A 12,615-nucleotide genomic window follows, 5' to 3' on the forward strand; every position below is an offset into this window, starting at 1 on the left:
CGTGCCTTTACTGTCAGTCCATGGAAGGCACGCACGAGACACCCGCAGCGATTCCGGACCCGTCCATCCCGTCCATCCCCCCCACCCCATCCCACCCCATCGACCAGTCCGGCTACGACGCCGCGGCGGTGGAGCGCTGGGCACCCGAGCCCGACAAACGCCCCGGCCGCACCGCCTTCCAGCGCGACCGCGCCCGCGTCCTGCACTCCTCGGCCCTGCGCCGCCTCGCGGGCAAGACCCAGGTAGTCACGCCCGGCACCATGAACCGGGCCTGGGACGCCAGCCCTCGCACCCGTCTGACGCACTCCCTGGAATGCGCGCAGGTGGGCCGGGAGCTCGGCGCGGCGCTCGGCTGCGACCCGGACCTCGTCGAGACGGCCTGCCTGTCGCACGACATGGGCCACCCGCCCTTCGGGCACAACGGCGAACAGGCACTCAACGAGGTGGCGCAGGACTGCGGCGGCTTCGAGGGGAACGCGCAGTCGCTGCGCCTGCTCACCCGCATCGAACCCAAGCGCTTTGTCCCCAGCACCGGCAGCGTCGACAGCACCGGCACGGGCGAGCTGGTCAGCGTCGGCCTGAACCTCACGCGCGCCGCGCTCGACGCCGCGACGAAGTACCCGTGGCCCCGCGGCGGCCACCCCACCGACCCCGCCTCGCCCAAGTTCGGCGTGTACGAGGACGACCGCCCGGTCTTCGACTGGATCCGCAAGGAGTCACCCGAGCGACGCACCTGCTTCGAGGCGCAGGTCATGGACTGGGCGGACGACGTCGCGTATTCGGTGCACGACCTGGAGGACGGCCTGCACGCCGGCCATCTCGACCCGAACGTGCTGCACGCCGAGCCCGAGCGCCGTGACATCTACGCGGTCGCGATCGGCCGGTACGTTCCGGCGGACACGGACCCCGAAGAGCTCGCGGCGGCGCTCGACCGGCTCCTCGACCAGGAGTGGTGGCCGCACGGCTACGACGGCACGGCCGTCGCGCAGGCCCGCCTCAAGGATGCGACGAGCCAGCTCATCGGCCGCTTCTGCCTCGCGGCGGAGGGCGCCACGCGCGCCCGGTACGGCTCGGGCCGCCTCACGCGCTACGAGGCCGAGCTGGTGGTGCCGCGCGAGGCCCGCCACGAGTGCGCGGTCCTCAAGGCGGTGGCCGACCGGTACGTGATGCAGCGCCCGCAGCAGGAGCGGCTCCGCGCCGACCAGCGCATCGTCGTGGCGGAGCTCGCCGAAGCGCTCACCCGGCGCGCGCCGGACGGTCTCGACCCGCAGTTCCGCGCGCTGTTCGACACGGCGGGCGACGACCGGGCCCGCAAGCGAGTGATCGTCGACCAGATCTCCTCCCTCACCGACGCCTCGGCCCGCGAGCTGCACGCGCGGCTCACGGGGCCCCGTCCATGAGGGCGTCGCCCAGCGGGGTGCGGCGTTGCAGGACGGTGTTGCCGCGCCGCAGCGAATCGACGAGGCCCGCCTCCCGCAGGACCGTGGTGTGCCGGCTCGCCGTGGACGCGGTCAGTCGCAGCAGCCGGGCCAACTGTGTGGTCGTACGCGGATGTTCGAGGGCGTCGAGCACCAGCGCCCGGGTTGGCCCGATCAGCTGACCCACCGGCAGGGCCGCCGCACCGCCCGCCCCCTTGTCGCGTGCCCGCGCCAGCCATCCCGGCGCGGGTGCCGGCGGGTGCACGAGGACGGGGTCGAGCAGCGGATCGACCGGCGCCACGGGTCTTCCGCCTTGCGATGCACGCTCCCCCAGGCTCTCGGCTTCGCTCGAGCAGGGGACCCCCATGCCCCGCTCCCTGATCCGGCCTGATCCACGGAAGACCCAGACGCCCCGCCGGCCGTGGCCAACGCGGCCGGCGGGGTCCTCGGGGCGCGCACCGCGCTGCGCCGCGGAGCGGGGTTCGTGCGCGTCGCGCTCCTGCGCACGGTCGTCGTCCTGGTCGTGAAACTGGCCATTGACCACTGGGCGTGACGAAAAGATGCCCTGTTCGGGCCATGCCCCCTTCCCGCATCACGCTCCGTGCGGGACGCTCGCATATGGCGCCATGGCAAAGAGGAGGCATCACGTGGTCGACGCGGATCAGACGTTCGTCATTGTCGGAGGCGGGCTCGCCGGAGCGAAAGCGGCCGAGACGCTGCGCTCCGAGGGCTTCAACGGCAGAGTGATCCTCATCGGGGACGAGAGGGATCATCCGTACGAACGCCCACCCCTGTCCAAGGGCTATCTCCAGGGCAAGGAGGAACGGGACAGCGTCTTCGTCCACGAACCGGCCTGGTACGCACAGAACGACATCGAGCTGCACCTCGGCCAGACCGTCGTCGCGGTCGACCCGGCCGTGAAGAACGTCCGGCTCGGCGACGGCACGGTCGTCCACTACGACAAGCTGCTCCTGGTCACCGGCGCCGAGCCGCGCCGCATGGACATCCCGGGCACCGAGCTGGCCGGCGTGCACCACCTGCGCCGACTCGCCCACGCGGAGCGCCTCAAGGGCGTCCTCGCCTCCCTGGGCCGGGACAACGGCCACCTCGTGATCGCGGGCGCGGGCTGGATCGGCCTGGAGGTCGCCGCGGCGGCCCGCGAGTACGGCGCCGAGGTCACCGTCGTCGAGCCCGAGGCAACCCCGCTGCACGCGGTTCTAGGCCCCGAAATCGGCCAGATGTTCGCCGACCTGCACGCCGAACACGGCGTCCGCTTCCACTTCGGGACCCGTCTCACCGGCATCACGGGCCAGGACGGCATGGTCCTCGCCGCCCTCACCGACGACGGCGAGGAGCACCCGGCCCACGACGTGCTCGCCGCGATCGGCGCCGCCCCGCGCACCTCGCTGGCCGAGTCCGCCGGGATCGCACTCGCCGACCGGGCGCACGGCGGCGGCATCGCCGTCGACGCCTCGCTGCGCACCTCCGACCCGGACATCTACGCGGCCGGTGACGTGGCGGCCGTGCAGCACCCCCTCTTCGGGACCCGGCTGCGCGTCGAGCACTGGGCCAACGCGCTCAACGGCGGCCCGGCGGCCGCCCGCGCCATGCTGGGCCAGGAGGTGACGTACGACCGCGTGCCGTACTTCTTCTCCGACCAGTACGACCTCGGCCTCGAATACTCGGGCTGGGCGCCCCCCGGCTCGTACGACCAAGTGGTCATCCGTGGGGACGCGGGCAAGCGGCAGTTCATCGCGTTCTGGCTCAAGGACGGGCGGGTGCTCGCCGGGATGAACGTGAACGTGTGGGACGTCACGGAGACCATCCAGGCCCTCATCCGCTCCGGTGCCAGGCCCGGGACGGAACGCCTGTCGGATCCGTCCGTCGCGCTCACGGCGCTGCTGGAGGGGGAGGAGGGGTGACGTGAGTGTCGGCGGGTCACCGTAGAATTCTTGCGTGGCAGGCAGGATCAATGACGAGGACGTGAAGGCGGTCCGGGACGCGGTCCCGATCGACGCCGTGGTGTCCGAGTACCTGCAACTGCGCAACGCGGGCGGCGGGAACCTCAAGGGCCTGTGCCCCTTCCACGACGAGAAGTCGCCGTCCTTCCAGGTCAGCCCCAGCAAGGGCCTCTTCCACTGCTTCGGCTGCCAGGAGGGTGGCGACACCATCACGTTCGTGATGAAGGTCGACCACCTCTCCTTCTCCGAGGTCGTCGAGCGCCTCGCCGGCCAGGCGGGCATCACCCTGCGGTACGAGGAGGGCGGTTACAACCCCTCGCACCAGCGCGGTGAGCGCATCCGCCTGGTCGAGGCGCACAAGGTGGCCGCCCAGTTCTACGTGGACCAGCTGGAGAGCGCCGAGGCGGAGATCGGCCGCAAGTTCCTCGCCGAGCGTGGCTTCGACCAGGCCGCTGCCGCGCACTTCGGCGTCGGCTACAGCCCGGCCGGCTGGGACCACCTCACGCGCTTCCTGCGCGGCAAGGGCTTCACCGACAAGGAGCTCATCACCTCCGGGATCTCCCAGGAGGGCCGCCGCGGCCCCATCGACCGCTTCCGCGGCCGCCTCATGTGGCCGATCCGCGACATCGGCGGCGAGGTCGTCGGCTTCGGTGCCCGCCGCCTGCGCGACGACGACAACGGCCCGAAGTACCTGAACACGCCAGAGACGCCGATCTACAAGAAGTCCCAGGTCCTCTACGGCATCGACCTCGCGAAGAAGGAGATCGCCAAGTCGAGCCGCGCGGTCGTCGTCGAGGGGTACACGGACGTGATGGCCTGCCATCTCGCCGGTATCACCACCGCCATCGCGACCTGCGGCACCGCCTTCGGCGGCGACCACATCAAGATCCTGCGCCGCCTCCTCATGGACAACGGCAGCGCCCGCGTGATCTTCACCTTCGACGGCGACTCGGCGGGCCAGAAGGCCGCCCTGCGCGCCTTTGAGGACGACCAGAAGTTCGCCGCCGAGACGTACATCGCCGTCGCCCCCGACGGCATGGACCCCTGCGACCTGCGCCTGGCCAAGGGCGACGGGGCGGTCGCCGACCTCGTCGAACCCCGCACCCCGCTCTTCGAGTTCGCCCTGCGCCACATCGTCTCCCGGTACGACCTGGAGACCCCCGCCGGCCGCGCCGCCGCCCTGGACGAGGCCGCCCCGGTCGTCGCCCGCATCAAGAACAGCGGCGCGCAGCACGAGGTCGCCGTCCAGCTCGCCGGCATGCTCGGCATCCTCGACACCCAGTTCGTCGTCAAGCGCGTCTCGCAGCTCGCCCGCTGGGCCCGCGACCGCGGCGGCCGCGGCCCCGCCCCGGCCCGCCCGCAGCAGTCCTACGAGGCCGCGGCGGCGCGCGCGTCCGCCGCGGGCCCCGCCCTCACCCTGCGCAACCCCGTGTACGCCACCGAGCGCGAGCTGCTCAAACTCGCCCTGCAGCGGCCCGAGTTGGTCTCCCCGGCCTTCGACGCGTACGGCGTGGACGAGTTCACCGCCGCCCCGTACGCCGCGGTGCGCGAGGCGATCATCGAGGCGGGCGGCGCCGACCTCGGCACCCAGGACCCGCAGGCGTATCTCGTACGGGTCCGGGAGGTGGCCCCCGACGACGCGGTGCGCGCCATGGTCACCGAGCTCGCCGTCGAGGCCATCCTGCGCAGATCCGTCGACGAGGTGTACGCGGGCCAGCAGCTCGTCGCCGTGCGCCGCCGCGCCGTCGACCGGCGCATCCGTGACGTCCAGGGCTCCCTGACCCGCCTGGGCACGCACGGCGACCCGGCGCGCCTGTCCGCCGTCCAGGAGGAGCTGATGGTGCTCCAGCGCTACGACAGGGCACTGCAGGACCTCGGCGCGCAGGCGCTCTGACCGCCGCCGCCCCGACGGCCCGGGACGAGGACCCCCAGCCGGTTTCGTCCCGCCCCGCAGGGGCAGGCGTCGTGCACGGTAACCGCGCGGTCACGCACCGGACTCAAAAAGTCACCGCACGCCCCTCGTGGCGGCGTTGTGTCGTACAGCACACTGGGTCCGGTGCCTGAGTCCTCGGAGCGCGGCCGGAACCCCGACAACGGGTCCGACACTCCCGCGGTTCCGCCTATCGCGTACGGGACGGACAGCGGTGTGGCCGCCGTCGCCGATCCCGGTGTACCCCTGCCGCACGCCTCAGCAGCGATCACCTTGGAGGTCGCCCCCGTGCAGACCCAGACCCTCAGCCAGACCGATGCCGCGCGTCAGAGCGCCCAGGGCGCCCCCGCGCCGGACGCGGACGCGGAGGCACTCCCGGCCGTCCCCCAGCAGAGGGGGCCGGAGAACCACCCGGACTCCGACCCGCCCGACGATCCCGCCGGCACCCCGCAACCGGCCGATACGGTCGAGCGGCACGAGCCGGATTCGGAATCGGATCCGGAACCGCGGGAAGCCGGGTCCCGCCCGTCCGTCGCCCTCCTCCTCGACACCGTGGACGCCGAGACTCCCGAGCCCCCGCCCTCGCGCGGCCGCACCGACACCGGCGGGCCCTCGTCGGACCTGTTCCGCCAGTACCTGCGTGAGATCGGCCGGATCCCGCTGCTCACGGCCGCGGACGAGGTCGATCTGGCCCGCAAGGTCGAGGCCGGACTCTTCGCCGAGGAGAAACTGACGGGCACCACCGACCCGGACTCCCAGCTCGCCATCGACCTCGACAAACTCGTCGTGATGGGCCGGATGGCCAAGCGCCGCCTCATCGAGGCCAACCTCCGCCTGGTCGTCTCGGTCGCCAAGCGCTACGTGGGCCGTGGCCTGACCATGCTGGACCTCGTCCAGGAGGGCAATCTCGGCCTCATCAGGGCGGTCGAGAAGTTCGACTACGCCCGCGGCTACAAGTTCTCGACGTACGCGACCTGGTGGATCCGGCAGGCCATGTCACGGGCCCTCGCCGACCAGGCCCGCACGATCCGTGTCCCGGTGCACGTCGTCGAGCTGATCAACCGGGTCGTGCGCGTCCAGCGCCGCATGCTCCAGGAACGCGGCTACGAACCCACCCCCGAAGAGGTCGCCGCCCACCTCGAACTGCCGCCCGAGCGGGTCAGCGAGGTCCTGCGCCTGGCCCAGGAGCCGGTGTCGCTGCACGCGCCCGTCGGCGAGGAGGACGACGTCGCGCTCGGCGACCTCATCGAGGACGGCGACGCGGCGTCCCCCGTCGAATCGGCCGCGTTCCTCCTCCTGCGCGAACACCTGGAGGCGGTCCTCTCCACCCTCGGCGAACGCGAACGCAAGGTGGTCCAGCTCCGCTACGGCCTCGCGGACGGCCGCCCTCGCACGCTGGAGGAGATCGGCCGCATCTTCGGGGTGACTCGCGAACGCATCCGCCAGATCGAATCCAAAACCCTGAACAAACTCAGGGACCACGCGTTCGCGGACCAGCTCCGGGGCTATCTGGACTGATGGGGGCCGCCGCCCCCTTGAGGGGCGCGGGGAACTGTGCGCTCAGCCACGAACAACCCGCACGCACAGTCCCCGCGAACCCCGATGGTGCCTACTCCACCTCAGCCACAGCCTGCGCGAACTGAGCCTCGTACAACCGCTCATACACCCCACCCGCGGCGCGCAACGCATCGTGGGTGCCCTGCTCCACGATGTCCCCGTTCTCCATCACCAGGATGGTGTCGGCGTCGCGGATCGTGGACAGCCGGTGAGCGATGACGAAGCTGGTCCGTCCGTGCGCGAGCCGCGCCATCGCCTTCTGGATGAGCACCTCGGTACGGGTGTCGACCGAGCTCGTCGCCTCGTCGAGGACGAGTATCACCGGGTCCGACAGGAACGCGCGCGCGATGGTGATGAGCTGCTTCTCACCGGCGCTGACCCCCGACCCCTCGTCGTCGATCACGGTGTCGTAGCCCTCGGGCAGCGTCCGGATGAACCGGTCCGCGTGAGCGGCCCGCGCCGCCTCCTCTATCTGCTCCCGGGTCACGCCCTCCCGTCGCCCACCACCGCCGTTGCCCGAGGCGCTGCGCGCCGCCCCTCCTGATTCCGCGCCGTACGCGATGTTGTCCGCGATCGTGCCGCCGAACAGCCATGTGTCCTGGAGCACCATGCCGATCCCGGAACGGAGTTCGTTGCGCGACATCTTCGCCACGTCGACCCCGTCGAGGGTGATGCGCCCGCCGGTGACCTCGTAGAAGCGCAGCAGCAGATTGACCAGCGTCGTCTTGCCGGCGCCCGTCGGGCCGACGATGGCGACGGTGTGACCCGGTTCCACGGCGAGCGACAGGTCCTCGATGAGCGGCTTGTCCTGCTCGTAGCGGAACGACACGTTCTCGAACTCGACGAGCCCGCGCAGCAGATCCGGCTTCTCGCTCGGCACCGGGTCGGCCTCCTGCTCGTCCGCGTCGAGCAGTTCGAAGATCCGCTCGGCCGACGCGACGCCGGACTGCACCAGGTTCGCCATCGAGGCGACCTGTGTCAGCGGCATGGAGAACTGGCGCGAGTACTGGATGAACGCCTGCACGTCACCGATCGACAGCGAACCCGAGGCGACCCGCAGGCCACCCACCACGGCGACGAGCACATAGTTCAGGTTCGACACGAAGAACATCAGCGGCTGCATCATCCCGCTGTTGAACTGCGCCTTGAACCCGGCCTCGTACAGCGCGTCGTTCTGCTCGGCGAACGCCTGCGCCGACTCCTTCTGACGCCCGAACACCTTCACCAGGTTGTGGCCGGTGTACATCTCCTCGATGTGCGCGTTCAGCTTGCCGGTGGTCTTCCACTGCTGCACGAACTGCGGCTGCGAGCGCTTGCCGACCCGCGTCGCGATCAGGAACGACAACGGCACCGTCACCAGCGCCACCAGCGCGAGCAGCGGCGAGATCCAGAACATCATCACCAGCACGCCGATGATCGTGAGCAGCGAGTTGATGAGCTGCCCCATCGTCTGCTGGAGCGTCTGCCCGATGTTGTCGATGTCGTTCGTGGCGCGGCTGAGGACCTCACCGCGCTGCCGCTTGTCGAAGTACGACAACGGAAGGCGCGACAGCTTCGCCTGGATGTCCTCGCGCATCCGGAAGACGGTCTTGTTGAGCGCCCGGTTGGACAGCCGCGTCGTCACGGCCATCAGCAGCCCGGCCCCCAGGAACGTACAGAGGGCAAGACCGAGCACGGAGCCCACGGCCCCGAAGTCGATGCCCTGGCCGGGCGTGAAGTCGATCCCGGAGAGCATGTCGGCGACCCCGGAGTCACCCTTGGCCCGCATCCCCTCGATGACCTGCGCCTTGCTGCTCCCGTGCGGCATCTCACGCCCGATGATGCCCGCGAAGACCAGGTCGGTCGCCCGGCCCAGGATCTTCGGGCCCAGCACCGACAGGCCCACACTCAGGACGGCGCACGCGACCATCGCGTACATCGTCGTCTTCTCGGGCTTGAACTGCCTGATGAGCCGCTTGCCCGAGCCCTTGAAGTCCATCGAACGCTGGTCGGGGCCGCCCCCGGCCATCATCCGCCCGCCTGGCCCCGCCATCAGGCCGCCTCCGCTTCCGTCAGCTGGGAGAGAACGATCTCCCGGTACGTCTCATTGCCGGCCATCAGCTCGTGATGGGTGCCCGTGCCCACGACATGGCCCTCGTCGAGGACCACGATGCGGTCCGCGTCGCGGATGGTGGAGACCCGCTGGGCCACGATCACCACGGTCGCCTCGGAGGTCTCGTGACCCAGCGCGGCCCGCAGCGCGGCGTCCGTGGCGTAGTCGAGCGCGGAGAACGAGTCGTCGAAGAGATAGATCTCGGGCCGCTGCACCAGGGTCCGCGCGATCGCGAGCCGCTGGCGCTGACCGCCGGACACGTTCGTGCCGCCCTGCGAGATCGGGGAGTCGAGCCCGTTCTCCAGCTTCTTCACGAAGTCCTTGGCCTGCGCCACTTCCAGGGCGTGCCACAGCTCTTCGTCGGTCGCCTCCGGATTGCCGTACCGCAGATTCGTCGCGACCGTCCCCGCGAAGAGGTACGGCTTCTGCGGCACGAGCCCGACGGTCCTGGCGAGCAGCGCGGGCTCGATGGTGCGCACGTCGACGCCGTTCACCAGGATCTCGCCGTCGGTCGCGTCGAACAGGCGCGGCACCAGGCCGAGGAGGGTGGACTTGCCGCTGCCGGTCGAGCCGATGACGGCGGTCGTCTCGCCGGGGCGTGCGGTGACCTGGATGGCCTTGAGCACGGGCTCCTCGGCCCCCGGATAGCGGAAGCCCGCATCCCGGATCTCCAGGTGGCCGTGGTCGCGCAGCGCCCGCACCGGCGAGGTCGGCGGCACGACGCTGGACTCGGTGGCCAGGACCTCCTGGATGCGCTCGGCACAGACCTCGGCGCGCGGCACCATCATGAACATGAAGGTGGCCATCATGACGCTCATCACGATCTGCATCAGATAGGCGAGGAACGCGGTGAGCGCGCCGATCTGCATGCCGCCGCTGTCGATGCGGTGCGCGCCGAACCAGACGACGGCGATCGACGAGACGTTCACCACGGTCATGACGATCGGGAACATCAGCGCGAGGAGCTTGCCGGTGCCGAGGGAGACCGCGGTCAGATCGGCGTTGGCCTCGCGGAAGCGCTCCTTCTCGTAGTCGTCGCGCACGAAGGCGCGGATGACGCGGTTGCCGGTGATCTGCTCGCGCAGCACCCGGTTCACCGTGTCGAGCCGCACCTGCATGGTGCGGAACAGCGGGCGCAGGCGCCGCACGATCAGGCTGACGCTGATCCCGAGGACCGGGACCACGGCGAGCAGCACGCCCGACAGCGGCACGTCCTGCCCCAGCGCCATGACGATGCCGCCGACGCACATGATCGGCGCCGACACCATCAGCGTGAACGTCATGAGCGTGAGCATCTGGACCTGCTGCACGTCGTTCGTCGTGCGGGTGATCAGGGACGGCGCCCCGAACTGGCCCATCTCGCGCGCGGAGAAGGACTGCACGCGGTCGAACACGGAGGCCCGGACGTCCCGTCCGAGCGCGGACGCGGTGCGGGCGCCGTAGTACACGGCGCCGATGTTGCAGACCATCTGGACCACGGTGACCGCGACCATGATGGCGCCGAAAGTCAGGATGTAGCCCGTGTCCCCCTTCACGACACCGTTGTCAATGATGTCCGCGTTGAGGGTGGGCAGATAGAGCGCGGCGCAGGTCTGCAGGAACTGCAGCAGCACCAGCACGCCGATGGGTTTCTTGTACGGACTGAGGTAGGTCCGAAGGAGTCGTATGAGCACGCTCGGTCTCTCGAAGTCGGCCGTCATGAGGGGGTCAGTGGTGCACGACCCCCATCGTCCGACACTCCACCCGCGTTACCTCAAGCGATTTAGCCAAGAGCACACCAAGTAACCCACGTGGAACGGGGCGAAACGGTCACGCCCCCGTGGAATCGAACGCTCCGGGGTGCGTCTGCTCCCGTACGGCGGTGAACTGCTGCCGCACCGCCTGCCCGACGGGCAGTTCCTCACCCGGCTCCAGCACCTGCGCGGCCGCGCCCTGCCACTGCGGCAGCCGCCCGCTCAGCGCCCACGCCGCCTGCCGCGCCGCTCCGAGCGCCGCGTAGTCCGCGGGCTGCGGCACCACGACCTGCGTCCCGAACAGCATCGGCGCCGCGGCCTGCACCGCCGGCAGCTCGGCCGCCGCCCCGAGCAGGAAGATCCGCCGCACCTCGACCCCACGCGCCCGCAGTACGTCCATGGCGTCCGCGAGCCCGCACAGCATGCCCTCGAACGCGGCCCGCGCGAGATGCTCCGGCTTCATCGACTCCCGCCGCAGCCCGCTCAGAGTGCCGGCGGTGTGCGGCAGACTCGGCGTCTTCTCGCCCTCCAGATACGGCAGCATGACCAGGCCGTGCGACCCGGGGGTCGACTTCATCGCCAGGTCGGACAGCTCCTCGATCCCGGAGAGGCCGAGCATGTCGGCCGTGCCCCGCAGGGTCCGCACCGCATTGAGCGTATGGACGACGGGCAGGTGCATCCCGGTCGCGTCGGCGAGCGAGGTGATCGTCCCGGACGGATCGACGAGCGCCTCGTGGTGCACCGTCATGACCGACCCCGAGGCGCCGAGCGACACCACGGCGTCACCCTGCCGCACCCCGAGCCCGAACGCCGCGGCCATCGTCTCGCCCGTACCGGCCGAGATGATCAGCCCCTCCGGAGTGGTGCCCGCCGCGTCCCCGGGGCCGAGCACCTCCGGCAGCATCGCCTGGTGCCCGAGCGCCAGCTCGACCAGGTCAGGACGGTACGAGCCGCTCGCCGCCGACCAGTAGCCGGTGCCCGAGGCCCCGCCCCGGTCGGTGGTCCGCCGCGAGGGCCGGCCGAGGAGCTGCCACACCAGCCAGTCGTGGGCCTGGAGCACGAGCGCGACCCGCTGCGCGGCCTCCGGCTCGTGTTTTGCCAGCCACCGCAGCTTCGTCACGGGATGCGCGGCCTGCGGCACGAACCCGACGGCCTGCGCCCACGCCTCACGCCCGCCGAGGCGGTCGATGAGATCCGCGGCCGAGGCCTGCGTCCGCTTGTCGCCCCCGGGCATCGCGGGCCGCACGGTGTTGCCCTGCGCGTCCAGCGGCACCAGCGCGTTCTGCTGCGCGGAGACCCCGATGGCCTGTACGCCTTCGAGCAGGCCGCCGCCCGCGGCCTCGCCGAGTGAGAGGAGCCACGCCTGTGGATCGACATCGGCGGGACGGCTGCCGCCCTCGGCGGATTCGAGCGGGTGCGGGGCATAGCCCTGCTTGAGCACGGCACCGGAGTCCGCGTCACAGACCACGATCCGAGTGAAATCGGGCGAACTGTCCAGCCCGGCGACTATCCCCATGACTGAATTCTGCCGCACTCCGCGGCGGCCCCGTCCCGCGGGCCGGGGCCGGGCCGAAGACCCGCTCTCGCCAGGGCCGCGGCGCTCAGGTGTTGGTGGTGCCCCAGTCGTCCGCGTCGTCGCCGCCCTGGCCGCGCTCCCGCAGCGAGCGCACCCGGCCCGCCACCGAGTCGGGGACCCGGCTCTCGACCTTCTCGCTCACGGAGTGCAGTGCCTTGCCCGCGAACTGACGCGTCTGCTGGGCCGCCGACTCCGCCGTGTTCCGGACGGCAGGGTTCTGCGCGAACGAGCGGGCGGACTTCTTCAGCTGCTCGTACCGCTCGCGTCCGGCCCGGGTCCCGAGCACGTATCCCAGGGCCAGACCGGCGACGAATGTGAGCCGGTAGCGCATGGCTGCCACCCTTCCCT

Annotated in this window: 10 protein-coding genes; 5 read left to right on the forward strand and 5 right to left on the reverse strand. The window is 71.0% G+C overall.

What is annotated here, in order from left to right:
• Positions 1-20: 20 nt before the first annotated feature.
• A complete protein-coding gene (locus AC07EJ_RS03760; protein ID WP_389476261.1) occupies positions 21-1,400 on the forward strand; it encodes a deoxyguanosinetriphosphate triphosphohydrolase in 1,380 nt (459 codons plus the stop codon).
• On the opposite strand, the gene AC07EJ_RS03765 is transcribed toward AC07EJ_RS03760, so the two are convergent.
• Positions 1,381-1,719, reverse strand: a complete 339-nt coding sequence (locus AC07EJ_RS03765) for a winged helix-turn-helix domain-containing protein (protein ID WP_389476259.1) — start codon at positions 1,717-1,719, stop codon at positions 1,381-1,383. The two genes, AC07EJ_RS03760 and AC07EJ_RS03765, sit on opposite strands and share 20 nt — an antisense overlap.
• A 120-nt stretch (positions 1,720-1,839) precedes the next feature.
• Between AC07EJ_RS03765 and AC07EJ_RS03770 the strand changes: the two genes are divergently transcribed.
• The 4 genes from AC07EJ_RS03770 to AC07EJ_RS03785 all read left to right on the forward strand — a co-directional run bounded on the left by AC07EJ_RS03770 (position 1,840) and on the right by AC07EJ_RS03785 (position 6,827).
• The gene (locus AC07EJ_RS03770) at positions 1,840-1,971 is read left to right on the forward strand and encodes a hypothetical protein (RefSeq protein ID WP_389476257.1); all 132 of its coding nucleotides are present in this window, start codon (positions 1,840-1,842) and stop codon (positions 1,969-1,971) included.
• 94 nt (positions 1,972-2,065) lie between these two features.
• Positions 2,066-3,340 carry an NAD(P)/FAD-dependent oxidoreductase gene (locus AC07EJ_RS03775; RefSeq protein WP_389476255.1) on the forward strand — a complete coding sequence of 425 codons (1,275 nt, stop codon included), beginning with the start codon at positions 2,066-2,068 and terminating at the stop codon, positions 3,338-3,340.
• Between the two features lie 34 nt (positions 3,341-3,374).
• Complete coding sequence (gene dnaG, locus AC07EJ_RS03780) at positions 3,375-5,273, forward strand: DNA primase (protein ID WP_389476253.1); 1,899 nt, start codon at positions 3,375-3,377, stop codon at positions 5,271-5,273.
• A 162-nt stretch (positions 5,274-5,435) separates the two neighbouring features.
• Positions 5,436-6,827 (forward strand): RNA polymerase sigma factor, encoded by a 1,392-nt coding sequence (locus tag AC07EJ_RS03785; RefSeq protein WP_478883677.1) that lies wholly within the window; start codon positions 5,436-5,438, stop codon positions 6,825-6,827.
• A gap of 91 nt (positions 6,828-6,918) precedes the next feature.
• On the opposite strand, the gene AC07EJ_RS03790 is transcribed toward AC07EJ_RS03785, so the two are convergent.
• From AC07EJ_RS03790 to AC07EJ_RS03805, 4 genes are all read right to left on the reverse strand, one after another.
• Positions 6,919-8,898, reverse strand: a complete 1,980-nt coding sequence (locus tag AC07EJ_RS03790; protein WP_478883678.1) for an ABC transporter ATP-binding protein — start codon at positions 8,896-8,898, stop codon at positions 6,919-6,921.
• Positions 8,898-10,631 carry an ABC transporter ATP-binding protein gene (locus tag AC07EJ_RS03795; protein ID WP_478883679.1) on the reverse strand — a complete coding sequence of 578 codons (1,734 nt, stop codon included), beginning with the start codon at positions 10,629-10,631 and terminating at the stop codon, positions 8,898-8,900. Before AC07EJ_RS03795 ends, AC07EJ_RS03790 begins: the two co-directional genes overlap by 1 nt.
• Positions 10,632-10,767: 136 nt before the next feature.
• Positions 10,768-12,207, reverse strand: a complete 1,440-nt coding sequence (locus tag AC07EJ_RS03800; RefSeq protein WP_393582748.1) for an FGGY family carbohydrate kinase — start codon at positions 12,205-12,207, stop codon at positions 10,768-10,770.
• 85 nt (positions 12,208-12,292) lie between these two features.
• Positions 12,293-12,598 (reverse strand): YtxH domain-containing protein, encoded by a 306-nt coding sequence (locus AC07EJ_RS03805; RefSeq protein ID WP_389476242.1) that lies wholly within the window; start codon positions 12,596-12,598, stop codon positions 12,293-12,295.
• Positions 12,599-12,615: the final 17 nt, after the last annotated feature.

This window comes from Streptomyces sp. NPDC045026 (genome assembly GCF_056432625.1).